Annotated in this window: 24 protein-coding genes and 1 other annotated feature; of the genes, 20 read left to right on the top strand and 4 right to left on the bottom strand. The window is 47.4% G+C overall.

Annotated elements, in window-relative coordinates:
• Positions 1 to 135: 135 nt before the first annotated feature.
• The gene (locus NZ043_RS00235) at positions 136 to 1209 is read right to left on the bottom strand and encodes a M42 family metallopeptidase (protein WP_074095923.1); all 1074 of its coding nucleotides are present in this window, start codon (positions 1207 to 1209) and stop codon (positions 136 to 138) included.
• 701 nt (positions 1210 to 1910) lie between these two features.
• Between NZ043_RS00235 and spoVAC the strand changes: the two genes are divergently transcribed.
• From spoVAC to leuS, 17 genes are all read left to right on the top strand, one after another.
• On the top strand, positions 1911 to 2363 hold the full coding sequence (gene spoVAC, locus NZ043_RS00230) for a stage V sporulation protein AC (RefSeq protein WP_047844446.1): 453 nt from the start codon (positions 1911 to 1913) through the stop codon (positions 2361 to 2363).
• Positions 2360 to 3376, top strand: a complete 1017-nt coding sequence (gene spoVAD / locus NZ043_RS00225; RefSeq protein WP_076214289.1) for a stage V sporulation protein AD — start codon at positions 2360 to 2362, stop codon at positions 3374 to 3376. The genes spoVAC and spoVAD overlap by 4 nt, the downstream gene beginning before the upstream one ends.
• 5 nt (positions 3377 to 3381) lie before the next feature.
• Complete coding sequence (gene spoVAE / locus NZ043_RS00220; RefSeq protein ID WP_091028336.1) at positions 3382 to 3732, top strand: stage V sporulation protein AE; 351 nt, start codon at positions 3382 to 3384, stop codon at positions 3730 to 3732.
• A gap of 208 nt (positions 3733 to 3940) precedes the next feature.
• Positions 3941 to 4897, top strand: a complete 957-nt coding sequence (locus NZ043_RS00215; protein WP_036615157.1) for a MoxR family ATPase — start codon at positions 3941 to 3943, stop codon at positions 4895 to 4897.
• Between the two features lie 66 nt (positions 4898 to 4963).
• Positions 4964 to 6148, top strand: a complete 1185-nt coding sequence (locus NZ043_RS00210) for a DUF58 domain-containing protein (protein WP_235431636.1) — start codon at positions 4964 to 4966, stop codon at positions 6146 to 6148.
• Entirely contained in the window at positions 6145 to 8358 is a 2214-nt protein-coding gene (locus NZ043_RS00205) for a transglutaminase domain-containing protein (RefSeq protein WP_339310150.1), read from the top strand. Before NZ043_RS00210 ends, NZ043_RS00205 begins: the two co-directional genes overlap by 4 nt.
• Before the next feature lie 110 nt (positions 8359 to 8468).
• On the top strand, positions 8469 to 8996 hold the full coding sequence (locus NZ043_RS00200) for a YqeG family HAD IIIA-type phosphatase (RefSeq protein ID WP_036615148.1): 528 nt from the start codon (positions 8469 to 8471) through the stop codon (positions 8994 to 8996).
• Positions 8993 to 10120, top strand: coding sequence for a ribosome biogenesis GTPase YqeH (gene yqeH / locus NZ043_RS00195; protein ID WP_017687184.1), 1128 nt, complete (start codon positions 8993 to 8995; stop codon positions 10118 to 10120). The genes NZ043_RS00200 and yqeH overlap by 4 nt, the downstream gene beginning before the upstream one ends.
• Positions 10121 to 10164: 44 nt before the next feature.
• Positions 10165 to 11034 (top strand): shikimate dehydrogenase, encoded by an 870-nt coding sequence (aroE, locus tag NZ043_RS00190; RefSeq protein ID WP_339310148.1) that lies wholly within the window; start codon positions 10165 to 10167, stop codon positions 11032 to 11034.
• An 82-nt stretch (positions 11035 to 11116) separates the two neighbouring features.
• A complete protein-coding gene (gene yhbY / locus NZ043_RS00185) occupies positions 11117 to 11410 on the top strand; it encodes a ribosome assembly RNA-binding protein YhbY (RefSeq protein ID WP_017687186.1) in 294 nt (97 codons plus the stop codon).
• A 15-nt stretch (positions 11411 to 11425) separates the two neighbouring features.
• Entirely contained in the window at positions 11426 to 12016 is a 591-nt protein-coding gene (locus NZ043_RS00180; RefSeq protein ID WP_074095918.1) for a nicotinate-nucleotide adenylyltransferase, read from the top strand.
• Positions 12000 to 12566, top strand: a complete 567-nt coding sequence (gene yqeK, locus NZ043_RS00175) for a bis(5'-nucleosyl)-tetraphosphatase (symmetrical) YqeK (RefSeq protein WP_289389906.1) — start codon at positions 12000 to 12002, stop codon at positions 12564 to 12566. Before NZ043_RS00180 ends, yqeK begins: the two co-directional genes overlap by 17 nt.
• A 17-nt stretch (positions 12567 to 12583) precedes the next feature.
• The gene (rsfS, locus tag NZ043_RS00170) at positions 12584 to 12931 is read left to right on the top strand and encodes a ribosome silencing factor (RefSeq protein WP_036615136.1); all 348 of its coding nucleotides are present in this window, start codon (positions 12584 to 12586) and stop codon (positions 12929 to 12931) included.
• Positions 12928 to 13833: a S1-like domain-containing RNA-binding protein gene (locus NZ043_RS00165; protein WP_036668546.1), complete on the top strand. Its 906-nt coding sequence runs from the start codon at positions 12928 to 12930 to the stop codon at positions 13831 to 13833. The genes rsfS and NZ043_RS00165 overlap by 4 nt, the downstream gene beginning before the upstream one ends.
• 129 nt (positions 13834 to 13962) lie before the next feature.
• Positions 13963 to 14733, top strand: a complete 771-nt coding sequence (locus NZ043_RS00160) for a class I SAM-dependent methyltransferase (protein WP_249912226.1) — start codon at positions 13963 to 13965, stop codon at positions 14731 to 14733.
• Positions 14734 to 14959: 226 nt separating this feature from the next.
• Positions 14960 to 15916: an aminoglycoside phosphotransferase family protein gene (locus tag NZ043_RS00155; protein WP_249912124.1), complete on the top strand. Its 957-nt coding sequence runs from the start codon at positions 14960 to 14962 to the stop codon at positions 15914 to 15916.
• Positions 15917 to 16027: 111 nt separating this feature from the next.
• Positions 16028 to 16297, top strand: a binding site (T-box leader).
• A 78-nt stretch (positions 16298 to 16375) separates the two neighbouring features.
• Entirely contained in the window at positions 16376 to 18820 is a 2445-nt protein-coding gene (gene leuS / locus NZ043_RS00150) for a leucine--tRNA ligase (RefSeq protein WP_339310145.1), read from the top strand.
• On the opposite strand, the gene comER is transcribed toward leuS, so the two are convergent.
• On the bottom strand, positions 18801 to 19646 hold the full coding sequence (gene comER, locus NZ043_RS00145) for a late competence protein ComER (RefSeq protein WP_127545169.1): 846 nt from the start codon (positions 19644 to 19646) through the stop codon (positions 18801 to 18803). The two genes, leuS and comER, sit on opposite strands and share 20 nt — an antisense overlap.
• A gap of 185 nt (positions 19647 to 19831) precedes the next feature.
• On the opposite strand from comER, the gene NZ043_RS00140 reads away from it, so the two are divergent.
• From NZ043_RS00140 to NZ043_RS00130, 3 genes are all read left to right on the top strand, one after another.
• Positions 19832 to 20467, top strand: a complete 636-nt coding sequence (locus NZ043_RS00140) for a helix-hairpin-helix domain-containing protein (protein ID WP_339310142.1) — start codon at positions 19832 to 19834, stop codon at positions 20465 to 20467.
• Positions 20468 to 20506: 39 nt separating this feature from the next.
• Positions 20507 to 21028, top strand: a complete 522-nt coding sequence (locus NZ043_RS00135; RefSeq protein ID WP_091028354.1) for a cytidine/deoxycytidylate deaminase family protein — start codon at positions 20507 to 20509, stop codon at positions 21026 to 21028.
• 102 nt (positions 21029 to 21130) lie between these two features.
• Positions 21131 to 23998 carry a ComEC/Rec2 family competence protein gene (locus NZ043_RS00130; protein ID WP_133385573.1) on the top strand — a complete coding sequence of 956 codons (2868 nt, stop codon included), beginning with the start codon at positions 21131 to 21133 and terminating at the stop codon, positions 23996 to 23998.
• Positions 23999 to 24067: 69 nt separating this feature from the next.
• Here NZ043_RS00130 and NZ043_RS00125 read toward each other — a convergent pair whose 3' ends face one another.
• Positions 24068 to 24523: a hypothetical protein gene (locus NZ043_RS00125; RefSeq protein WP_091028359.1), complete on the bottom strand. Its 456-nt coding sequence runs from the start codon at positions 24521 to 24523 to the stop codon at positions 24068 to 24070.
• 259 nt (positions 24524 to 24782) lie between these two features.
• Positions 24783 to 25085 (bottom strand): hypothetical protein, encoded by a 303-nt coding sequence (locus NZ043_RS00120; protein WP_062835531.1) that lies wholly within the window; start codon positions 25083 to 25085, stop codon positions 24783 to 24785.
• Positions 25086 to 25129: the final 44 nt, after the last annotated feature.

The raw sequence follows: 25129 nt of genomic DNA, 5'->3' as shown, positions 1-25129 counted from the left end.
TAATTCATCTTCCGTTATTGTATCTTATGTGTAATTCCCTATAATGTTCGGCCTATTAATCTATGTGTCCAATTCATATAGTTGTGGATATAAAAAAGAGACCTCCCGAATAGTTAGGAGGTCTCTTGTCAACTGTTACGCGTTATTAATAATGGTATTCATTGTTGTCCGATCCAGACCTTTGACCAGTTTCACGATCAGTTCTTTGGCCGCATCGTAGTCATCCGTATGAATAATGGAAGACGAGGTGTGGATATAACGAGCGCAGATACCAATAACTGTTGATGGTACACCAATTCCACTCAGGTGTACTTGACCTGCATCGGTACCACCTGGTGAGATGAAATACTGCATTTTGATCTGATTGGATGAAGCCGTATCTTGAACATATTCCACCATTCCACGATGGGTGAACATACCCGGGTCAAAAATACGAAGCAATGCGCCTTCTCCGATATGTCCAAATGACTGTTTGTCACCTGTCATATCATTCGCCGCGCTACAGTCAAGTGCAAAGAAGATATCAGGCTGAATCAGATTGGCCGCCGTACGTGCACCGCGAAGCCCCAGTTCTTCCTGAACCGTTGCACCAGCGTAAAGCGTGTTAGGCAGTTTTTCCTTGTGCAACGCTTCAACCAGTTCAAGTGCAAGTCCTACGCCGTAACGATTATCCCATGCTTTGGCCATGATTTTTTTCGGGTTCGCCATCGGCGTGAATTCACAGATTGGCACGATCTGCATCCCAGGATGAATGCCCCAGGATTCTGCTTCCGCACGGTTGTCTGCCCCAATATCGAGATACATGGAATTCAGATCAACAGGTTTGTTCCGCTGGGACTCGTCCAGCAAGTGTGTAGGTGTAGAACCTACAACTCCGGTAATGCGACGATCCGGTGTGATGATTTCCAATCGCTGAGACAGTACAGCCTGACTCCACCATCCACCCAGTGGACGGAATTTGACCATACCCGTTTCCGTAATGCCTGTAGTCATGAAACCAACTTCGTCAAAGTGTCCGGCTACCATAACTTTAGGACCGGATTCCTCCCCGCGTAATACACCAAATAGACTCCCCAGGCGATCCTGGACGAACTCATCGGTATAAGCAGAAAGCTTATCTTTCATCCAGCCGCGAAGCTCACGTTCAAAACCGGATGCGGAAGGGAATTCCGTCAACGTACGGAACATATCCATCGTTTTTTCATTCATGTGTCAACAACTCCTCTGTTGGTATGTATTTCAGGTCACAGTAGAACGGCTACCCGCCTGTTGTCCTTTTAAGATGTAGTTCAAAAAGTCTTTTATCTTTTTGAACATGCACTTTAATATGCTGAGGACTTGTTATTTAACCACTGGTCACATTACAGTATGAACCTTGCGCAAGTGATTGTCCATGTTTATGTCACGTATTTAAGGCATATTTTGGGCGCTTACCGTGTCCAAGTTTCATGACTCTATCCGCTGTAGTCGCAGTCCTGATGCCACTTCAATGAATATGAATATATGGAGGAGATGTCATCATTTTGTGATGTTCTTTTTGTTCAATATTTGTTGGTCTGTTTATAGGAAGGAGCTATATATCCAATGAAGCCTCCAGAAGAGGGCACGGAAAAAGTACTGTTTATCGTTCTTTTTATCTTGCTCGTGATTGTTCTTCTTTATTTATAGAACGTATCTAAAAGTCCTCAGAACCGGCGTATTCCCATCTTGCTTCCACAACATGATCTTGTTGGAAACATATACTGTCTGTCGCCGGATACATAACCTTCCGATTATTAACAAACAATGAATATAGGATTACACACATTGGCATTCAGCCGTAGCTTTGAACCATTTTCACATAGAGGAGGTCTTGTATCTTGCCAGCTCAATCTGCATCCGGAAGCGAAAAAAAATCATCGTCCCTGTCCATGGATGAAAAGGAGTACAAAAAAGTCGCAAAAAAACATGAGCCGCCTCGTCCAATCCTGAAAAATTGCCTCAAAGCATTTCTGGTTGGGGGTACCGTCTGTTTGATTGGACAGGCAATTCAAGAGGCTTTTATGGCCGGTTTCGACATGACATCGAAGGAAGCTTCCAGTCCTACGGTGGCGGTCATGATTCTCATATCGGTTATTCTAACGTGTCTCGGCGTTTACGATAAAATGGCTCAATGGGCAGGAGCAGGAACTGCTGTGCCAGTTACCGGCTTTGCCAATTCCATGTGTTCTGCTGCACTGGAACATCGTGCTGAAGGACTGGTGCTCGGTGTAGGGGCCAACATGTTTAAACTTGCTGGTTCCGTTATCGTGTTTGGTGTCGTGGCAGCATTTGTCGTAGGGATTGTTTACGCCTTTTTGGGATTTGGAGGTGGGCACCTGTGAAACGATTGGGTCGCCAGACATGGCAGTTTGAGAATCGTCCGCGGATCATCGGTAAAGCCGCAGTTGTAGGACCAGAAGAAGGCGAGGGTCCACTGTCATCTGATTTCGATTATGTCTACGACAACCTCGAGATCGGCGAGAAAACGTGGGAAAAGGGAGAACGCAAACTGCTCGAACAGGCCTCTCAGCTGGCTTTGGTAAATGCAAATATCACCAAGGAAGAGCTTCAATTTTTTGTTGGTGGAGATCTGATGAACCAGATTATCAGCAGTTCCTTTTCAGCGCGAAAACTGGGTGTGCCTTACCTGGGTGTCTTTGGAGCCTGTTCTACTTCCATGGAAACGTTAGCGTTAGCATCCATGATTGTTGACTCTGGAGCTGGAGATTATGTCCTTGCAGGAACGGTGAGCCACAACTGTACGGTTGAAAAACAATTTCGGTATCCGACGGAGTATGGCTCCCAGAAGCCGCCTTATGCGCAATATACCGTCACAGGATCAGGGTGTGGTGTGGTCTCCCGTACTGGTGATGGTCCCGTTGTTACCAAAGCCACTATTGGACGCATTATGGATTTGGGCATCAAAGATCCCTTTAATATGGGTTCAGCCATGGCGCCAGCAGCAGCCGACACTATAATTTCTCATTTCAGGGATACGGGATTGGAACCCGGCTATTATGATCTCATTGTGACTGGGGATCTGGCTTCCGTCGGTCTGCCAATTACGAAAGAGCTTTTGCAAAAAGAAGGCATTCCCATGGAACAGACGGTTTTTAATGATTGCGGCCTGATGATCTATGATCGGGAGAAACAGCCTTATGTTGTTGCCGGGGGAAGTGGCTGCGGATGTTCTGCCACCGTTACCTATGGTCACATTTTGAACCGGATGCAGAAGGGTGATCTTAAACGGGTGCTCGTCGTTGCTACGGGAGCGCTGTTATCTCCGATTTCGTACCAGCAGGGTGAGAGCATTCCCTGTATTGCACATGCCGTAGCTATTGAAAAGGAGGGATAAAGGTAATGCAGTTCTTGTGGGCATTTATTGTTGGCGGTTTGATCTGTGTTGTCGGACAGCTTCTAATGGATGGGGTTAAACTGACGCCAGCTCATACCATGAGTACACTAGTTGTGGCAGGGGCAGTTGCTGATGCACTCGGTCTCTATGATCCGTTGGTCAAGTTTGCAGGAGCAGGTGCTTCTGTACCCATCACAAGTTTTGGCAACTCCTTGGTACATGGGGCATTGACTGAACTTGAGAAAGAGGGATGGATTGGAGTTATTACCGGGATCTTTGATCTGACAGCAGCGGGAATATCGTCAGCGATCATCTTTTCTTTTCTCGCGGCATTGGTGGTTAGACCAAAAGGCTAACATAGAATGAGAAATCTCCTTGAACATATTGCGATTCAGCAGAGGCTCCGGATAACTTTTATCCGGGGCTTTTTTGTCGTATTCATGCGTGAACTGCGGTGAATCTGACGGGCTGGAAACAAATTGTGAGTTCCTTCGAGTGTACTCGTGACTCTGGATCATGTACAATAAAAGGAAATCTGTATGCTTTTTTAGGAGGTTAGACCACATGCCTGTGCGCAAAGAGTCGATCCAAATCATATCCGCAGTTCGTTCAAATCTGGAATCCTGTATTATGGGGAAATCCTTTGAAATTCAACTTTTACTTACAGCTTTGCTTGCAGGCGGGCACGTTCTGATTGAAGACGTACCGGGAACTGGCAAAACGCAATTAATCAAGGCATTATCGAAATCCATGCGTGGTGAGTACCGGCGTATTCAATGTAATCCTGATATTTTACCTAGTGATATTACGGGCGTATCTGTGTTCCATCCGAAGGATGAGCGTTTTTATTTCCGGCCAGGTCCTGTGATGACCAACATTTTGCTGGCTGATGAGATTAACCGGGCCACAACAAAAACCCAATCGGCTCTGCTCGAAGTGATGGAGGAGCGCAGCGTAACCGTTGATGGCGATACGTATGATCTGCCACATCCATTCATGCTCTGTGCAACTCAGAATCCGATTGATTTTGAAGGTACGTATACGTTGCCGGAAGCACAACTCGACCGGTTTATGTTGAAAATAAGTCTAGGTTATCCCGATAAGGAAATTGAGAAAATTCTATTGAAACAGCATCAGCTCGGTCAGCCTGTAGATCGCCTTGAATCCGTGACTCATATGGACCAGATCTCGGCAATCCAGCAGGAGATTAAAGAGGTCTTTATCGGTGATCCGGTTATGGACTATCTGCTTGATGTTGTTCGCCAAACCCGCTCCCACCCATCTGTATTGCTGGGTGCCAGCCCACGGGCAGCCATATCGTTCATGATGGCCGTAAAAGCCTTTGCTTTCTTACAGGAACGTGATTATGTGCTTCCGGATGATGTGAAAACGATGGCCCCTTATGTGATCTCTCATCGTATTGTGCTTCGTCCCGAATCGAGACTGGACAGTATGAGTTCCGAGGCCGTTTTGAATGCCGTACTCCAGCAAGTACGCGTGCCCGTCTCCATGGGGCAATAGTTCATGAAGCCGCTTTTGAGAACAGTCAATAGAGGGTTACGCCACCCACGCGTATGGAGCATCGCAATGGTGTGGATGTGCTGTCTGGCTTATGTTTTGTTTCAGGGCGGGAAGACATCCCTTATGCTGCTGTCGATGGTGACCCTGCTCTGTGTGTACCTTGCCATTGCTGGATTTAGCGGGGTAAGACGTGCTCAAGGAGTTCGTAGGTTATCTTCTGGTCCAGACCACGAAGAATTGCTGCATGCGGGTGACCAGGTTCAAGTACAGCTGAGTTTGACTATTCCGGGATTCCTCCCGCTTCCCTATGTTGTTGTGCGTGAAATGCTGCATCGGCATAACGGAGAATCGTGGTCGTTCAAGGAAAGTTTGATTCCCAATATGAGAGGTAATGGCGAGTTGTCTTTTCAGACACCGCCACTTGAGCGGGGGAAGTATGTTTTTTCAGAAACGGAATGTGCCAGCGAGGACATATTTGGACTGATTGAACATCGGGGAAAGTTTAAGGCCAAAGGTGAGTTTCGCGTACTGCCAAGAACGGTATTTATTCCATATTGGCAGCTCTACGACCGCAAATCACGGTTATCCGGTCCTCAGACGGCGTTAACCCGCTCACGGAGAGAGACCACTCAGATCAATGGTGTACGTGACTACGTATACGGAGATCGACTTTCCCGCATTCACTGGAATGCAACGGCAAAGACAGGGAACTGGAAGTCCAAGGAGTTTGAACATGAGTCTGTGCCCAAAACCATTCTGGTTCTGGATGCGCTGGCATCAAGTTATGAACATGGGGATGCATTTGAAATTGCCGTTTCCACGGCTGCCTCTCTGCTGGAGTATGGTGTCAGGGAACGAATGGGGATGGGGTTATTGACATTGTCAGACCAGACATCCTTCATGGCCCCCAGTGAAAGTCTGATGGAACGACAGAAGATGATGCATCATCTGGTGGATATTCAATATAACGGTCAGGATACCCATCTGTTGCCCGGCGTGGAAAGAATCGCACGTCAACTGCCTCAGGGAGCTTACTTTGTCGTGATTTCTCCCCAGAAGGATGAAAAAATAATGGAACTGTTGCGCTGGGCCGATACGCGGGGCATGACTCCATGTCATATTCTGATCGATACCAGTGAATCCCGCCGAAGTGCCGAGTGGAATGCCATGTTGCGTGGAAGAGGCACGAGGTCATTCACTGTTTCTCACTTGCAGGAGCTTCCAACGGTGATGGGGGGAGGTTCTGTATGAGTACAAAAGGAAATGAAAGTATTGCGGGCAAACGATCCTGGTATCATGCAGCGTCATTGCTCTGGATTTTCCTGATTGGAATGCAGTGGATTTCATTTACGCAGGAATCGTGGTACACGGAGACCACTTCTCTGGTGTTATGGACACTTGCAGCAGTCAGTGTGCTGGAGGTCATTCTGCCCTTTAAAACAATGTATCGGGCGATCATCAAGGCGGTCGTTGTTGGTTACATTTTGCATAAAACGCTGATTGATTACACCGTGTACATCCCTTATGGCTCTTTAACGGACCGAGCGGAGCAATTCATATTACACATGACGCCGTACATCTGGTTCTCCCTGTGTGCATGGGTGATGCTTGAAGCTGCGCTTCGACTCGTGACCACAACACGTCGTATTCTTGTTTTTCTGGGTGTTAACATCATTTCGATGGGGATTCTCGATTCTTTCACCCAGATTCCACTCTGGATTGAAATCGCGTGGGTGATGTTTGCGGGAATGGGATGGCTCGTATGTCAGCATTTCCGTAACTATCAGCTACAGTATCCACAAGGTTGGAAACGAATTATCCGGTATCCTTATAAAGTCCTGGCCAATATTGCCATTATCTTTTCTTTAATTATTGTAGCCAGCGTCAATATGCCGGAGATTCCACCCACCTTGACGGACCCCTATACGGCATGGCGTAACTATACCGGAACTTCCACAAGTCAGGCAGGTAACGGAAACCTTGATATTCCCGCGGCTACCGAATCGGGATACAGCAGGGAAGACAATCAGCTTGGTGGAGGGTTTAACTTCGACTATACCCCTGTCATGTCTGTCACGACCAATGAGCGCAGTTACTGGCGCGGTGAGACACGTGCAGAGTATACAGGCACAGGCTGGGATGACCGTGGACGGGGTGCAACAGAGAATGTTGAAGCTGGACAGCCTCTGGAGAACCAAGAATCCGGTAATGTGAATACCAAACAAGTGACTCAGAACGTAACGATGCTGAATGACAATGTCTATCCGATTCTCTTTGGTGCTTATTCGATCTCGGAAGTTAGCTCGATTAATGGTGAAGACCGAACGGAACGGATGTTGTGGAATGCCGAACAGGCTGAACTGCATGTGGTGACAGACCGTCAGCAACCACAGTATCCCAAGACATATACTATCGTATCGGAAGCCCCTGTGATTGTGGAAGATGAGCTTCGTACGAAGTCATTTGAAGATCTGTATAACAGTAATCCGGCAGACGATATGTACTTGCAGTTACCTTCCCGTTTCCCTGACCGGGTATCGGATCTGGCAGCCGAGATAACAGCATCTGCGAATACTCCGTATGAAAAAGTGGCATTACTGCAAAACTATTTACAAACTAATTTTGAATACACAAACAATCCGGATTTATCTCGAAAAGTAAGCAGCGACTTTGTGGAAGGTTTCCTGTTCGATATTATGGAAGGCTACTGTGATTACTTCTCCACTGCGCTGGTGATGATGGCGCGCTCGGAGGGCATTCCTGCAAGATGGGTTAAAGGTTATGCGCCTGGACAATTGTCCCTGAATTCGGACATGCAGGCTCCACGTCAACCTGGCGCGGAGATTGAGACGACCTACACCGTTACCAATGCAGATGCACACTCCTGGGCAGAGGTTTACTTTGGTGAGTATGGATGGATTCCTGTTGAAGCAACGCCGGGCTTTGATATGCCGCTGCTGACGGAACAGCCTGATGTACAGCCTGTAGATGAGCCTGAAGAAGAGCCAGAAGAGGAGCCGGTACAAGAGGAAGAGCAGACCCCTGCACCTGAGCAGACATCGTCTGCCATCCCGACTTTTGTTATCTGGGCTGCAGGAGCCATTATTGTATTGTGGGTAGCATATATGTTCTGGCGTAATCGTTTCTCCATGCGATTCTTCCTGCTTCGTCTACGGACAGGTGGACCGCTCACCCCTGAACAGAAGGTAGTGGCAGAGACCGAGCGTTGGATTCAGTATGTGAAACGCAAAGGGTTAACCCGGAGCGGAGACGAGACACTTCGTGAATCGGTAGCCCGCTGGAGCCAGGCAAAACCTGCTGCAGAAGCGACATTGCATGAGCTTCTCACGAAGTTTGAACAGACTCGTTACAGTCCGGCGTCCGTAACTGCCGACGACTGGAAGGGCGTCTATCAGACCGCCTTGAAGCTGCGGAAGGAACTGAAAGCGGAACGAGCATAGTTGTTGCCCGTCCCGTTTTTCCTTTTTTCCTATGCCATCAGGCGCTGTATGCATTTTCAGGAAAGACGGATTTGTGATATAGTGTGTCGTATGAAACTGAGGTGACTTCTTTGTTTAAAATGTTAATGCCCAAGCTGCGTGTAGACACGGTTTTTGACATTAATCTGGAAGAGCTGTACGCTCAAGGCTACCGTGGAATTATAACTGATCTGGATAACACACTCGTTGGAGCCAAAGCCCCTGACGCTACGCCCGAACTGATTGAATGGTTTGCACGTGTGAAAGAGGCAGGTTTCAAGCTGATGATTGTGTCCAATAACAATTTGAATCGTGTATCCCTGTTTGCGACCCCGCTGGATATCCAGTTTGTGCATAGTGCACGCAAACCATCGAATGTACCGTTTCGTAGAGCAATGAAAATGATGGAGTTATCTCCTGAAAACACGATTGTAGTAGGCGATCAGATGCTTACGGACGTTTATGGAGGGAACCGAATGGGGTTATATACCGTTCTGGTACTGCCAATCTCCATTGGGGACGAAGGTTTTATGACCCGCTTCAATCGACGCGTGGAACGGATTGCTCTAACGAGTTTACGCAGGAAAGGCTTATGGCTTGAGGAGGAAAAGAAGAAATGACAGAACCGCATAACGGCAATCTTGCCGTAAGGTGCAGCGGATGCGGCGTGCATCTGCAAACAGAAAATTCGGAATTACCAGGGTTTATCCCCGAGAAGGCACTGGATCGTGAACCGGTTATATGCCAGCGCTGTTTCCGCATCAAAAACTACAATGAGTCATCATCCGTTACGGTGGATCAGGACGAATTCCTGGCGCTGCTTAGCAAAATCGGGGATAAGGATGCACTTGTCATCCATATCGTTGATTTGTTTGACTTTGATGGCAGCATTATCTCCGGTCTGCAACGTTTTGTAGGCAACAATCCGGTATTGCTTGCTGTGAACAAAACGGACTTGCTTCCGAAAGTAACCAACTGGAACAAGGTTCGCAACTGGGTACAGAAGCAAGCCAAAGAACAGGGTTTGCGTACCGTGGATGTCGTCTTGTGCAGTGCAAAGCAAAATCAGGGCTTCGACCGACTGCTTGAGCTTGTAGGTACGTATCGCGAAGATCGTGACGTGTACGTGGTTGGCGGTACCAATGTGGGTAAATCCACACTGATTAACCGTCTGATCCGTGATTACAGCGATCTGGAGCAGGAACTGACCACATCCCGTTATCCGGGAACAACGCTGGATATGGTGAACATTCCGCTGGATGATGGAAAATATATTATTGATACGCCTGGAATCGTGTATCCATGGCGTTTCAGCGAGATTGTTTCACGTAAGGATCTCGCTGCCATCATGCCGGAAAAACCGCTTAAACCGGCTGTGTATCAGCTGAATTCCGGTCAGACGCTGTTCTTCGGCGGCATGGCTCGATTTGACTTTGTGGAAGGTGATCGCCAGTCGTTCACTTGTTTTATCAGCACTGCGCTTGATATTCACCGGACAAAGCTGGAGCGTGCAGATGATCTGTACCGCGACCATCTGGGAGAATTGTTGTCTCCGCCAACCCGTGAGGATGCAGCAGAGATGGCTGAATGGACCAGACATGAATTCCGCATCAAACGCGGCAGTCAATCGGATGTATTCATCTCGGGTCTGGGCTGGATTAAGGTTAATGGCGATATTGGAGCGCTGGTTGCTGTTCATGCTCCAAAAGGCATTCGTGTACAGATCCGCCCATCCTTGATCTAGTAAATTCTCAGAATCTGTACATCAGATGGATCGGAGGCGGACTTATGTCTGAGCAGAACAAATTCAACTCTTCACTTCCCGTGTTGCTCGGTGTTATGGGTGATCCGATTGCTCACTCCAAGTCTCCGGCAATGCAGAATGCGGCTCTGCAGGCTGCAGAAGTGAATGGAATGTATATGCCACTGCATGTTCATCCGGATCAACTGGAGGCGGCAGTTCGGGGAATTGTGGCACTGGGCTATCGTGGTGTTAATGTCACCATCCCGCACAAAGAGCAGGTGATGCAGTATCTGGATGTGATCGATGAAAGTGCTCGCCTGATTGGTGCGGTGAATACCATCGTTAATGAAGGTGGAACACTGACAGGGTACAATACGGATGGTATTGGTTATGTCCGATCGCTGAAGGAAGAGGCTGTGCCGGAGCTTGCGGGCAAACGTATTGCTGTCCTGGGAGCAGGAGGAGCGGCGAGAGGCGTTATATACGCACTTGCATTGGAGAAGCCTGAACGCATCCACATTCTGAACCGTACAGCGGACAGGGCTATTGCACTTGCTTCTGATTTACGAGGCCATGGCTTGGGAGAAATCTCGGGCAGTGGTATGGAAGACGCTGCAACGGTACTGGCTACGGCTGATATCGTGATTAACACAACGGCTGCCGGAATGCACCCACATGTTGATGACGTACCGGTTGATCCTGCACTGATCCGTGAAGGAGCAGCGGTGAGTGATCTGATCTACAATCCGCTGGAGACCCGTCTGCTTCGGGAGTCACGGATGCGCGGATGTACGGTTCACGGTGGTCTGGGGATGTTTGTATACCAGGGCGCAGTGGCCTTTGAACATTGGCTTGGCATTCCGGCTCCTGTGGTGACGATGAGACGAGCAGTACTAAACAGTTTTGAAGTGTGAAAATAATAATTGAATGGTCAGGTCCGGACAGTTTTTGCGTTGTCGATCAGGGCCTGCTCAACATAAGGAGTATGGAGTATTCATGTTAAACGGTAAACAAAAGCGCTTTTTGCGGTCACAGGCACATCACCTGACCCCTGTATTTCAGATTGGTAAAGGTGGAACCAATGAGCACCTGTTCCGTCACATCGAAGATGCGATTGAGAAGCGCGAATTGATGAAAGTGCAAGTATTGAACAACAATGACGAGGACAGAAAAGAGATGGCAGAAGAAGTTGCCCGTGAAACGGGAAGTGAGCTTGTACAACTCATCGGTAACACAATCATCCTGTACAAAGAATCTCGCGATAACAAACAAATCGAACTACCTAGATAAGGGAGCGTGACGCAGGTGAAGATCGGCATCATGGGTGGTACGTTTGATCCGATCCACATGGGACACCTCCTGGCAGCTGAAGCGGCAAGGGACTCGCATGCACTGGATGAGATCTGGTTCATGCCTTCCCATGTTCCACCTCACAAACGCGGAGCCGGAGCTTCGGGACAACAACGTCTCGATATGACGGAAGCGGCTGTGAAGGGTGTGCAGCAATATGAGGTGCTGGGTATTGAGATGGAATTGGGCGGAGTGTCTTATACAATTGATACGATGAAGGAACTGTGGCGGCGCCATCCTGAACATGAATTTTATTTCATTATCGGGGCGGATATGGTGAACTATCTTCCCAAATGGGAGCAGATTGAAGAACTTGCCGAACGCCTAACCTTTATCGGGGTTGGTAGGCCGGGTTTCCAGTTACATCTGGATGATCTACCAGACGAGTTACAGGATCGGGTCTTGCTGGCCGAGATGCCCTTGGTGGATATTTCATCAACAGCCGTACGCAGACGTCTTGCCAAAGGTCATTCGGTACGCTTCATGATTCCTGATGAGGTGCACCAATACATTGTAAGGAGCGGTTTATATGGGACTAAGCCGTGAGAAACTAATACAAGCCGTATCCGGGCAAATGCCGGAAAAACGCTGGAAGCATACACTTGGCGTGATGGAGTCGGCAGTGATGTTGGCTGAAAAATACGGTGCTGATCCTGTAAAAGCGGATCTGGCAGCGATATTGCATGATGTGGCGAAGTACTGGCCCGTAGCGGAGATGGAAGCGGTCATCCGCGATAACGGATTAAACCAGGAACTTCTGCAGCATGACAAGCAGCTCTGGCATTCGGAAGTCGGTGCTTTTGTAGCCAAGCGTGATTACGGTGTAGAGGATTCCGAAGTGATTAATGCCATCCGGTGGCATACCTCGGGTCGGGTGGGCATGAGCCTGCTGGACAAGGTGGTATGTCTTGCCGATTATATTGAACCGGGGCGAGATTTCCCGGGAGTGGATCACATTCGCGAACAGGCTGAACATAGTCTGGAGGAAGGATTAATTGCCGGATTCGACTCGACGATCAGCTTGCTGATCTCGCAGCGCCGTGTGATTTATCCTTTAACCGTGTTGTCGCGCAATGACTTGATTGCTCAATTATAGATTATGGAGGTTGGTTCATGACAGTATCATCGAAAGAACTTATGAATATGGCGGTTGCTGCCGCTGACGACAAAAAGGCATCCAATATTGTAGCGTTGGATCTGATTAATGTTTCTCTGGTGGCAGATTATTTTGTTATTTGTCACGGGAATTCCGATACACAGGTACAAGCCATTGCCACTGAGATTCGCAAACAGGCTCATGCAGCCGGAGCGACGATCAAAGGTATCGAAGGTATGGATTCCGCACGTTGGGTACTGATGGACATGGGCGATGTTGTTGTTCATATCTTCCACCGTGACGAGCGTGAATACTACAACATTGAACGACTATGGTCTGATGCCAAAGTGGTGGAAACTGTATGAGTTTGATTGCTGGAACAGTCGTCTCTTTGCCGGTGTCACGTGAAGTGTCTCCGTTTGGCTTCTTTTTGACGACAGGATCGGAAGATGTACTGCTTCACTATACCGAGTTAACGCGTGATATTAAGATTGGTGAGACGCTTGAGGTCTTTGTATTCTTTGATACGGAAGATCGTCTGGCCGTAACGATGAAAAAGCCTTATCTCATGCTTGGCGAAATGGCACGACTGGTTGTGGCTGATGTTCACCCACGACTGGGCTGTTTCCTGGAAATGGGACTTGGACGGCAATTGCTGCTTCCTATTCGTGAATTGCCTGAGCTGGAAGAACTGCGTCCTCAAGTGGGGGATGAAGTCTTTGTAATCATGGAACATGACAAGCAGGGACGTCTGCGTGCCAAATTGGCCGGGGAACGTGAGCTTTCACCATTGTCTTTCCATGCGCCAACTTCATGGTTAAACGAGTGGGTTGAAGCGACGGTATACAAGCCGCTGCAGATGGGTACTTTTGTACTTGTAGAGGGCGGTGTACTGGGCTTTGGCGCGATTGGTATGATTCATTCATCTGAACGTAGTCATATGCTGCGTCTTGGTGAGAAAGTTAAATGTCGGGTGACACTGGTACGTGAAGACGGACGTGTGAATCTGGCCATGACTCAACTCAAACAAGTTGGACGTAACGAAGATGCAGACAAGCTGCTCGCCTTTATGAAAGAGCGTCCTATGGGCGGCATGCCTTACTCTGATGCAACTCCGCCGGATATCATCAAGCAGCGCTTTGGCATCAGTAAGTCCGCTTTCAAGCGTGCCTTGGGCAAATTGATGAAGGACGGATTGGTGGTCCAAAAGGAAAGCTGGACGTATCTGTCCGAATCTGCTCCTGCGGATCAAAGTGAAAACAAGTAATTCTTTTGATTAAATAGTTGTAATATGGAACTCGCATAAGGCAGGGATAGGCTGGGTAAACACCGGATGCCCCTGTCTTTGCTTTTGTTAGCAGGATTGGAAAATGAAATTGAAAGTGCGGTGCCTGACATGTCTTACCGGAAATTTGCCTATGTGTATGATGAATTAATGGAAGATATGCCTTATCCAGACTGGATAAGGTTTGCAAGAACAGCATGGGAAAAGCATGGAATGCCCAAAAGTGTCGCTGAACTTGGCTGTGGAACGGGCTCCATTACAATCCCGCTCGTGAACTCCGGTTTCGAAGTGACAGGCATTGACCTCTCATCAGATATGCTGTCGGTTGCACGCAGCAAGATGGAGGCTACGCCTCAGGGTCATCGCTTGTACCGTGAGGGCAGTGTCCGTTGGGTGCAGCAGGATATGCGGGAATGGCGAGTTCCGGAACCTGTGGATTCGGTGATATCTTTCTGTGATTGCGTCAATTATCTGCTTGAACAAGAAGATGTCATTCGAACATTCCAGCGGACATACGAGATGCTGAAGCCTGGTGGAACGTTCCTGTTTGATGTGCATCATCCCAATACCCTTATTCGTTATGATGAAGAGCAGCCTTTTGTACTGGATGAGCGCTCCGTGTCGTATATTTGGACTTGTGATCTGGATCAGGATCGCTGTGAGATTGAGCATCATCTCAGTATTTTTTCGCGTGTGGATGATGGTAGCAAGGATATGTACCAGCGCTTTGAAGAAGTTCATGTACAGCGTGCATATAATCCGGACTGGATGAAGCTGGAGTTGTCCAAAGCAGGCTTTAGAGACGTGAAGGTATATGCGGATTTTGAATGGAAAGAGGCCGGAGACAGCGCACAGCGCTTGTTCTACGTGGCTGTGAAGTAAGAGCGAATAATGAGAACTGTCCTTATGTATGTTGCATAAGGGCAGTTTTTTTGTTTGATTTACCATGGAGAATGAATAGCAATATTCTTAAATAGGGTAAAGGAATGCAAGAAAAGATATATCGACGTGACAAAAAGTATTGCCAGTTAAAGTAAAGGAGGCGATAATAGTCGGATAGAAAGCGTTTTCTGAGGAAATAAATCAAATGTCAATGTGAGGTGTAGAAGTGGAAAGTACATATAAAACAAGACTTTCGTCAGAACAGTTGAATGCCATAATAAAGCAGCATTTCTCTGCAAGTATACAGGACTACAAGGAAATGGTGGATGGCTGGGCCAATCATGCATATCTCATTACCCTAAGTGACGCACAGCGGGTGGTACTCAAAATTGCACCGTCGGCTTCGACAAATCTGATGCGCTGTGAACAGGATCTCATGATTGCCGAAGTTGAGGCACTACGCCTCATCACGGAGCTACAGGATGTTCCCGTGCCCCAAGTGCTGGCTTATGATGATTCGTTAACTATGGCTTCAGCGCGTTATTTTATCATGGAGTATATGTCTGGAACACCCTATAATCAGGTTAAGGATCAATATTCTGCGGAAGAGCAGGAAGCCATTGAACACCAGCTGGGTCGGTACAATCGTCGAATTAATGAAATCAAGGGTGAGAAGTTTGGATATTTCTCGGAGCAAAAACAGCGATATTCCACATGGAAAGAAGCATTTATGAATTTGATGGAGGACATTCTTACCGACGGGGAAGAAGCCGGGATTACATTTTCGATCGATTACCCTGAATTGAGAGGTTTGATTGAACAAAAATCAAATGTGCTGGACGATGTCAAAGAACCTGTGCTTGTCAGTTGGGATCTGTGGGACGGCAATGTTCTAGTAGACAAAGGTCGTATCACAGCGATTATTGATTTTGAACGTTCACTGTGGGCAGATCCTTTGATGGAGCATTATTTCAGTCATTTTAACTATACTCCCGGTTTTGTGAAAGGGTATGGGCATGCGATTACAACTGAAAGTGAGCTGAAAAGAAGAAGTCTATATGACTTGTACTTTGATCTGGTGCTGCGCATAGAGTGCGCTTATCGCCAATATGATAATCAGGAACATGTGAATTGGACCATTCATAATCTGGAGGAAGGCATTGAGCGTTTTCGGTTATCCTGAACAGCAACTAGCGTTATGAAGGGTACAAACCGTAGACTTCAAGATGGCGATTATAACGTGTAATATTGACTTTGGTCTTGCTTTTTTATATAATGGTCCCGATATTGTATACATATTTCGATGATAAGGATCAGTAGTAATTCCTGTACATAACAGAGAGCCGGCGGTTGGTGCAAGCCGGTTGACAGTGATTTGCGAACTCGCCTTGGAGAAATGCGGTGATTACACCATTCTGTTTAACCTGCTTGTATAAAGCTTGGGTTCAGGAATGGAAATCCGCATCGGTTAACCGCCGTTACAGGTCCAAAGGGAGTGGATGACGAAGCACGTTCGTCCGCTAACTAGGGTGGTACCACGGGAATTCAACCTCTCGTCCCTAGCGCTGCAAACGCTACGGGATGCTGAGGTTTTTTTGTTGCAATTAAAGCTAAAGCGAATAACCTGAAGGAGGAACAATAGATGAGTGAGAATAACCAGCCAAAACACGGCTATCAGCCACAAGTCATGGAAAAAAGTTGGCAGCAATACTGGGATGCAAATAAAACGTTTAAAACGGGTGAGGACCCTGCTAAACCGAAATTTTATGCACTGGATATGTTCCCTTATCCATCCGGTTCAGGTCTGCACGTAGGTCACCCGGAAGGATATACGGCAACGGATATCGTTTCCCGTTACAAACGTATGCGCGGTTACAACGTATTGCACCCAATGGGTTGGGATGCTTTCGGCCTGCCTGCTGAGCAGCATGCACTGGATACAGGTGAACATCCACGAGATATTACATTCCGTAATATTGACAATTTCCGTCGCCAGATCAAATCGCTTGGTTTCTCCTATGACTGGGATCGTGAGATCAGCACAACGGACCCTGAATATTATAAATGGACACAATGGATCTTTATCCAGCTGTACAATAAGGGCCTCGCTTATGTGGATGAAGTTGCAGTTAACTGGTGTGAAGCCCTTGGAACGGTACTTGCTAATGAAGAGGTTATTGATGGCAAGAGTGAACGTGGTGGACATCCGGTTGTACGCAAACCGATGCGTCAGTGGGTCCTGAGAATTACCGAGTATGCAGAGCGTCTGTTGGAAGACCTGGAAGAGCTGGATTGGTCTGAAAGCATCAAGGATATGCAACGTAACTGGATTGGTAAATCGACAGGTGCAGAAGTTGTATTTGCCATTGAAGGTCGCGAGGAAGTCATTAAGGTGTTCACTACCCGTGCGGACACATTGTTTGGTGCGAGCTTTGCAGTACTTGCTCCGGAACATGAATTGGTAGAAGCAATTACAACCGATGACCAACGTGAAGCTATTCAGGCTTATCAGGAGCAGGCTTCTCGTAAGAGTGATCTGGAACGTACAGATTTGGCCAAAGACAAAACAGGTGTTTTCACTGGCGCTTATGCAATCAATCCCGTTAATGGTGCAAAACTGCCGATCTGGATTGCTGATTACGTTCTTGCAGGTTACGGTACAGGCGCGGTTATGGCTGTTCCGGGTCATGATGCACGTGACTGGGAATTTGCGAAGCAGTTCGGTCTGGATATCATCGAGGTTATTCAAGGTGGCGACGTTACACAAGAGGCATATTCGGGTGATGGCGCGCATGTGAATTCCGATTTCCTGAACGGACTGAACAATGAAGAAGCGGTTGCCAAGATGATTGCTTGGCTGGAAGAGAACGGTAAAGGACAAGGGAAAGTAACCTATCGTCTGCGTGATTGGCTGTTCAGCCGTCAGCGTTACTGGGGTGAGCCAATCCCGATTCTGCATCTGGAAGACGGAACGATGAAGACCGTACCGGAGGATCAACTTCCACTGCTGCTGCCTGATATCGACCAGATCAAACCTTCGGGTACTGGAGAATCACCACTGGCGAATGTTACGGAGTGGGTGAATACGGTAGATCCGGAAACGGGAATGAAGGCACGTCGTGAGACCAACACCATGCCACAATGGGCAGGTAGCTGCTGGTATTACCTGCGCTTTATCGATCCGCACAATGACAAGGAACTGATCTCCAAGGAGAAACAGCAGCAATGGCTGCCAGTTGATCTGTACATTGGCGGAGCAGAGCACGCGGTACTTCACTTGCTGTACGCTCGTTTCTGGCACAAAGTGCTGTATGATCTGGGTGTTGTGGAGACCAAAGAACCTTTCCACAAACTGGTTAACCAAGGTATGATCCTGGGTACCAATAATGAGAAAATGAGTAAATCCCGTGGTAATGTCATTAACCCGGATGAAATCGTGAATGAATTCGGTGCAGATACATTGCGTCTGTACGAGATGTTCATGGGACCATTGGAAGCGACAAAACCGTGGAATGCAAACGGGGTTGAAGGCATGCACCGCTTCCTGTCACGTGTATGGCGTCTCTTCATTAACGAAGACACAGGAGCCATCAATGACAAGATTACGGTGGACGGTGGAACGGATGAGTTCAAGCGGACTGCTCATAAAACGATCAAAAAAGTTACGGAAGATCTGGAACACCTGCGCTTCAATACATCCATCAGCCAGCTGATGATTTTCATCAACGATGCATACAAAGCCGATACACTGCCTCGCGAAGCGATGGAAAACTTTGTGCAACTGTTGTCACCACTGGCACCGCATATGGCAGAGGAACTGTGGAGCCGTTTGGGTCATGAAGGTGGAATCTCTTACGTGGCTTGGCCTAAATATGATGAGTCCATGACAGTGGATGCGGAAGTAGAAATCGTTGTTCAGGTAAACGGTAAAATCGTAACTCGTGCTACGATCGCAAAGGATCTGGATGCACAGGGTATGCAGGACTTTACGATGGAGCTGGTACCTGTTAAGCAGGCGCTGGAAGGCAAGACCATTCGCAAGGTCATTGCCGTTCCAGGCAAACTCGTTAATATTGTTGCCGGTTAATCTCACCGGCTCGGAATAGTTCATCCAGCTTTAACAAATCTTCATCATATTTGTCATGTGTCGTGTGGATCAGGCTGTCGAAAACACCGTCGAGACTTACCTTCAGCAGTGCAAGTGCCTGAGCGGTAATACCGCCAGGTACAGCGACACGAGCCTGAAGCTCTTGAGGGGTGTATCCTCCTTCGGTGAGCAGCTTGCCTGTGCCCAGGAGCATTTCGCCAGCCAGAGCGCAGGCATCTGCCCTTTTGATACCTGTCAGCTTCACCGCACTTTCGATCCACTGTTCCAAAAAGAACGATATGAATGCAGGTCCGCAACTGGAGAAGTCGGATGTAATTCGTGTACAGGCTTCATCCACTTGGTACGGCCTGCCTATATGACTGAGCATACTTTCCAACACAGCGCGGTCTTCACTGGTCATTCGTTCGCCATGTATGCAGAGGGATGCTCCACTGCCGACTTGGTGTGTGACGCTGGGAATTACCTTGGAGACTTTGCAAGGAAGTGAAGATTCCAGATGTCGCAGCTGCACGGGACTGGTGATCGAGACAATTATATGATTGGGATTCACGACAGGCAGGATGTCGTCAATAACATGTTTGAATTCAAGCGGCTTCACGCACAGGAAGATGATGTTACTTCGGATCACCGTTTCCCGATTGCTCTGGGATTCATGCAGACCGGGGTAACGGAGGGATAACTGACGTACTTTGGACGGGGTTCGATTGCTGGCGGCGATCTGCCGGGGCTCAAGTGCACCCGATTGGATCAGGGCATAGATTAGCAGGCTGCCCATGCTGCCGGTTCCGATAAATCCAACCTTCATTGTTTCAGGCCTCCTTTCATGCTTTACGGTACTGGCGCAGTTCATTCCCTCTATTCTATGCGTGTGGACCTGTTTCACATGACATGAAAAATGCACAACTTGTTTCATCAGGAAAGTTCAACGGTTCGGAAGCACCGCCCGTGTTCGAAATGAATGATTTTGAATTCAGGGAGAGGTGTGGAAGAATGAGATGGAATAAAGGAATGACCATTGCTGCTGCGGTGGTTGGAAGTATACTCATATTATGGTCGGGCAAAAGTGAACAACCACCTAGTGGCTGGGAACCCTTGCAGCTCGGCACCGAGAAGCCGACGATAGAGCAGGAACTCCCTGCTGTTCAGTCGGCTACTTCGGTTCAGGGCAATACAGGAACATCTTTTGGAACGGATGTAAGTGGGCTGCAGACTGGAAATGAGGCAAAGGCAGGAGAGTCTAAAGAGCTTGCGAGCGTTGCAGTTGAAGGTGATTCAGTAGTTCAAACTACAAGTCAGACGAACGATATTCCATCGGCTACTGCTACTTTGACTGAACCGGTTGTGCAGGGTACGAATTCGAATCCTTCGGTTACCTCCGAGACGGGCTCGAACAGTAATCCACCTGTAGTTCGTGAGGAAGCTGGCGACAATGGCAAGATTGATGTGAATACCGCACCTGTCTCCAAGCTTACAGAGCTTCCCGGAATCGGGGAGAAGAAAGCTCAGGCCATTGTGGACTATCGGAATGCACATGGTCCTTTTGCAAAAGTCAGTGATCTGACAAAGGTCAAAGGAATCGGCATGAAGATGCTGGAGAAGATGGCACCTTATGTGCAGATTCGGTAATATTAGAATAAAAAATGTGTTGAGCGGGAGGAAAGCAGCATGAGTACAGTAGAGGTACGCAAGGACTGGGATACGTATTTTATGGACATCGCGTATATGGTTTCCACCCGTTCCCGCTGTTCGCGTCGTCATGTGGGTGCAGTTCTTGTTCAGGGAAAGAAACTGCTGGGAACAGCCTATAATGGTGCACCCACCGGCGTCCCGGATTGTTCTGAAGCAGGTTGCATGATATCGGAAGAGTATGAGTTGGTCGTGACCGATGGGCAAGAAGAAATGGTGAAAAAGCAACGATGCATTCGCACAATTCATGCGGAGCAAAATTTGCTTTTATTCACAGATCGAATCGACCGCGAAGGCTCGTCCGTGTATGTGACCGACGAACCGTGCTGGACATGTGCCAATATGCTGGCGAATAGCGGGATTACAGAAATCGTGTTTCATCGTTCTTATCCTAAAGATACCGGCAAGGTTACAAATATGATGGAACAGAAGGGCATAACATTCCGCAGGCTGGAGAATTACCAGCCCCCGCGGGAAACGATGATGACCGTGAGCAATTAATGTAAATATGATCGAATACGCGAGGGAGAACCTCCGGCAAGCCTGAATTGGCTTTCCGGGGGTTTTTCTGCGTTCAACGGGTGAAATGAAGGAGGGGTAGAAATGAAAGGCAGACCATTATTAAGTTTTACGATTTGTTGGTTGTGCGGGAGCGGGATAGCTTGCGCGTTAACAGGCTGGACGTTAATCTGGGGGTTAATTGGAGCTCTGGCATGTTTGCCACTTTTACTTCGTTTTATGGATGTGCGTGGATGGTCTGTTTTATTTTTACTCGCTGCCTTTATTGGAGGCGCTACACATTGGGAGTGGAATGACGCACGCAATCATAGCCGTCTGCCTGAGACTACCCATATCGCTACTAGAGAATTAGATGGTCTGGTAGCCGAAATTCAGGGTGAGCTTGTGTCAGATGTACGTATTGATGGAGATCGGGCTGATTTTAAGATGCAGATGTCTTCAATATTGCCCATATCGGATTCATCAGCAGATACAGATCTGGCAGCATCATCTGCATTCCAAATAGATGAACAATTAATGGTACAAGTCAGACTGTTGGAGGAAGAAGAACAACAGGTAGCAGCGGGTTGGAAGAGGGGAGATGTAATTACGCTTAATGGTTCTTTTGCCCTTCCTGGCGAAGCAAGGAACTTTGGCGGGTTTGATTATCGCAGTTATTTGCGAACCCTGCATATCCACTGGTTGTTCAAAGTGAAGGGAGTCAGTTCCGTCACAGCAGTTGCTCCTGAGGGACTTGGACAATATAACGTACTACGGTGGACGGATTGGACTAGGCATAAGTTGGGCTCGGCGGTTGAGCAGTTATTTCCAGAGCCTCATTCAGGATATATGAAGGGTCTTATTATCGGGATGGCTACTGATATCGATCCAGGCACCTATGGTCAGTTTTCACAACTGGGTCTAACGCATATCCTGGCAATCTCCGGGACCCATGTAGCTGTATATGTAGCTTCTCTTCTCCTTATTCTATCCTGGCTAAGGCTTACCAGAGAGACGGCACTTACGATTGTTCTGATCCTGGTTCCAGCTTATGTACTGTTATCCGGTGGATCACCTTCAGTTATTCGAGCAGGGATTATGTCCATGATTGGGTTGTATATGGCACGTCGCGGTCTCGCCAGAGACGGTCTTCAGATGATCAGTGCAGCAGCATTACTGATGATGTGGTGGGACCCGTACTTTTTGCTAAGTGTGAGCTTCCAGTTATCCTTTCTTGTGACCGCAGGTTTGATGATCTACATGCCATTGATTAACCGACTGTTCAGCAACTGGCCGAAATCTCTGGCTGCAACAGCATCCGTTACGGTGACCGCTCAGTTGATTTCATTCCCAGTAACCATTCTCTATTTCAATCAGTTCTCATTACTTTCATTTGTGGCCAACTTTCTGCTGGTTTCTTTAATCAGTGCCATTGTATTACCTCTAGGGACGGTTGCCATGCTGTTGTCATTCCTATGGGTTCCCTTGGCGAAACCTCTCGCGTGGGTTGCGATTCAACTGAATCAACTGACATTTGTAAGCGTGGAGTGGATGAACAGCCTGCCAGGTTTTGTATTGATCTGGGCAACACCTTCCCTGTTATGGATTGCTGCATATTATGCCGTGTTGTTTGCCCTACTCTACCTGTTGCATCATGGCAATGGTGAGCAGCGAGAAACAGCGTTTATTGAGGAGGATACGGCACCTCTTGTGAGGCGACAACCTCCAGTTACCATGGGGAATGTGGGCATTCGCTCTTCGATGTCTAACGTAGCACAGGATCAAGGTAAGAACCGTGTAGATGGAAAAGAAACTTCATTAACGACATTAGGAGCCAGTATTGCCTGGCCGGAGTATACAAGTGCATTTACTGCACGAGGTGCAGGTTATTATGCGCATCAACGAATGAGTAAAGTTCAGCGTGGGTTGTGCGGCTTGCTCGCAATCAGCTTTGTTGCTGGATTGTGGTTGGCATATCAGACTCCCAAGCCTGCTGGAACCGGCATTGTGCAGTTTTTGGATATTGGTCAGGGAGACAGTACATTGATTACAACCCCGGAAGGCAAACACATTCTGGTGGATGGCGGGGGAACAGTTAGTTTTGGGAACACCGAAAAGACTTGGAAAACAAGACGTGATCCTTATGAGGTAGGTGCCAAGGTGGTTGTTCCTCTGTTGAAAAAAAGAGGCATCCATCAACTGGACGCTGTCATTGTAACGCATGCAGATCAGGATCATGCCGGAGGACTACAGGCTGTGCTGGAACAGATTCCAGTTAAACGTTTCATGTTTAATGGCACGACCAGCGGTAAAGAAAACTTTGATAAATTACTGAATACAGCCATGGAACGGAAAATTCCTCTGTACGCCATTCAGCAGGGCATGTCCTATAAGGCTGACAAGCAGACGAGTTTACATTTTATAGCTCCGGATCTGGCACATATGGATGTAAATGTATCAGGCAATTTGCCTGTGTCTGAACACCAGAATCATGATTCCGTTGTATTTTTGCTGGACATGGCTGGGACTTCCATGTTGTTCACTGGAGATATGGATGCTGCAGCCGAGCAGGACCTGCTCTATATGATTCAGGATGGATCATTAGCTGCCCAGTTTGAACAGAAAGGTGCAGATATTGGAGTTACAGAGGGAGTTGTAAAAAGGGTACTTACACGCCCGTTGCAGGTTGATTCAAAAGATACTTCTGCATCTGTCTCCATTGACGTTCTAAAGGTCGCTCATCATGGTAGTAAAACGTCGTCCACCGAAGCCTGGCTCCAATACTGGAATGCCAAAACCGCCGTGATATCTGCAGGACTTAACAATACATATGGGCATCCCAATCCGGGAGTGATGGAACGTTTGGAGGCTATTGGGTCAGATATTTATCGGACGGATCAGATGGGTGAGGTCCAGATGAGAGTGAAAGATGGGAAGATCGATATCCGGTACAAGCTGGTTGGAGTTGAGTAACGGATTTTACAAGCCCCGCATAATAAGCAGGTTGAAGAGTGCATAAAAACGGATGTGACGGCACGCAACCTATTTATCGGTGTGATGATAAATGTAAAAACGCCGATTTAATACCAACTGGAAGGTTAAAAAGACAAGAGAACATAAAACAATGTGGATAGTTTGAGCAGAAAAAGTATTGAAGTTACGTGTAAATATCGAGTAGATGATCCCACCTGTGAAGCCTAATAGAACATATGCTGCAATAGCAACGATTAATCTCATATACGTATTATCTTTTTTTCTGTATAAAAGTAATCCATCCGCCAATATAGAAAGTGGCGTAATTAAGAAAAGTAAAATAGCGAGGTTAATCAATAATCCAACCGCAAATTTATACCCGAATGAATAATAGTAAGTATTCTCTAATCTTTCATCTATAGGGACATAGTGATATATCCCCATTGCAAGTGAAATGAGAACTGCAGTTAATACAGCTGCAACTATTTTTCCGCGCGGCCTATTGATTCTATGGGATTTTGTCATTCGAATATTGACCTCCATCTTAAATAACTATATTCAACAAGAGATAAACTAAGGGAGTTACTATATTTTAACATACAGAGGTTGAAGAAACAGTTAAACGATTTTATGCTGATTGAGATGATACCAATTCATCACTTAATCACTTCAATTGATTGCAGGTTACAGCACAGCACAAAAAAAGCCCGCTTTCCGTTACACTCCACGAGGGAGAATATCGGAAAACGGGCCATTTTTTCAAATGGTAGAAGAAATATAAGAACTACTCCACGCCATCCTTAAAGTGTTTGTTCCAGTGTTTATCGCCTTTGTGCAACAGATCTTCTACCGTTTTCTCAAGAGTCATCAACAGCTGTGCTCTGACATCAAGTACGGTTTCTCTGTACAAGCGTTCTTCCGATCCAACGATTTTATCGCCGTATAATGCCTGTGCAGCTACGTACTTCCGATGTTCCTCGACCAGAGTATCAATGGACTCCAATGCATGTTCCACAAAGTGGGAAATACTTTGGTATTCTTTGGGCATTTGTTCTTTTAAAGCTTGAATTTTCGCAAGAGCTGGCATGCTCATCACCTCGTGTTTATGAATGTAAATTTACAATACACTAT

Origin of the sequence: Paenibacillus sp. FSL k6-2145 (assembly GCF_037976585.1) — a bacterium.
Lineage (GTDB): Bacteria > Bacillota > Bacilli > Paenibacillales > Paenibacillaceae > Paenibacillus.
The sequence above is the reverse complement of the archived record's forward strand: the minus strand, read 5'-3'. Positions and strand labels throughout refer to the sequence as shown.

What these genes read in the sequence shown, in the direction of transcription:
- yhbY (WP_017687186.1), top strand. Translation starts at nt 11,117, where the DNA reads ATGTTAAACGGTAAACAAAAGCGCTTTTTGCGGTCACAGGCACATCAC.
- NZ043_RS00215 (WP_036615157.1), top strand. Translation starts at nt 3,941, where the DNA reads ATGCCTGTGCGCAAAGAGTCGATCCAAATCATATCCGCAGTTCGTTCA.
- spoVAE (WP_091028336.1), top strand. Translation starts at nt 3,382, where the DNA reads ATGCAGTTCTTGTGGGCATTTATTGTTGGCGGTTTGATCTGTGTTGTC.
- yqeH (WP_017687184.1), top strand. Translation starts at nt 8,993, where the DNA reads ATGACAGAACCGCATAACGGCAATCTTGCCGTAAGGTGCAGCGGATGC.
- comER (WP_127545169.1), bottom strand. Translation starts at nt 19,646, where the DNA reads ATGAAGGTTGGATTTATCGGAACCGGCAGCATGGGCAGCCTGCTAATC.
- aroE (WP_339310148.1), top strand. Translation starts at nt 10,165, where the DNA reads ATGTCTGAGCAGAACAAATTCAACTCTTCACTTCCCGTGTTGCTCGGT.
- NZ043_RS00140 (WP_339310142.1), top strand. Translation starts at nt 19,832, where the DNA reads ATGAGATGGAATAAAGGAATGACCATTGCTGCTGCGGTGGTTGGAAGT.
- NZ043_RS00120 (WP_062835531.1), bottom strand. Translation starts at nt 25,085, where the DNA reads ATGCCAGCTCTTGCGAAAATTCAAGCTTTAAAAGAACAAATGCCCAAA.
- NZ043_RS00130 (WP_133385573.1), top strand. Translation starts at nt 21,131, where the DNA reads ATGAAAGGCAGACCATTATTAAGTTTTACGATTTGTTGGTTGTGCGGG.
- NZ043_RS00125 (WP_091028359.1), bottom strand. Translation starts at nt 24,523, where the DNA reads ATGACAAAATCCCATAGAATCAATAGGCCGCGCGGAAAAATAGTTGCA.
- NZ043_RS00135 (WP_091028354.1), top strand. Translation starts at nt 20,507, where the DNA reads ATGAGTACAGTAGAGGTACGCAAGGACTGGGATACGTATTTTATGGAC.
- NZ043_RS00235 (WP_074095923.1), bottom strand. Translation starts at nt 1,209, where the DNA reads ATGAATGAAAAAACGATGGATATGTTCCGTACGTTGACGGAATTCCCT.
- NZ043_RS00165 (WP_036668546.1), top strand. Translation starts at nt 12,928, where the DNA reads ATGAGTTTGATTGCTGGAACAGTCGTCTCTTTGCCGGTGTCACGTGAA.
- NZ043_RS00160 (WP_249912226.1), top strand. Translation starts at nt 13,963, where the DNA reads ATGTCTTACCGGAAATTTGCCTATGTGTATGATGAATTAATGGAAGAT.
- leuS (WP_339310145.1), top strand. Translation starts at nt 16,376, where the DNA reads ATGAGTGAGAATAACCAGCCAAAACACGGCTATCAGCCACAAGTCATG.
- yqeK (WP_289389906.1), top strand. Translation starts at nt 12,000, where the DNA reads ATGGGACTAAGCCGTGAGAAACTAATACAAGCCGTATCCGGGCAAATG.
- NZ043_RS00210 (WP_235431636.1), top strand. Translation starts at nt 4,964, where the DNA reads ATGGTGTGGATGTGCTGTCTGGCTTATGTTTTGTTTCAGGGCGGGAAG.
- spoVAC (WP_047844446.1), top strand. Translation starts at nt 1,911, where the DNA reads ATGGATGAAAAGGAGTACAAAAAAGTCGCAAAAAAACATGAGCCGCCT.
- NZ043_RS00205 (WP_339310150.1), top strand. Translation starts at nt 6,145, where the DNA reads ATGAGTACAAAAGGAAATGAAAGTATTGCGGGCAAACGATCCTGGTAT.
- rsfS (WP_036615136.1), top strand. Translation starts at nt 12,584, where the DNA reads ATGACAGTATCATCGAAAGAACTTATGAATATGGCGGTTGCTGCCGCT.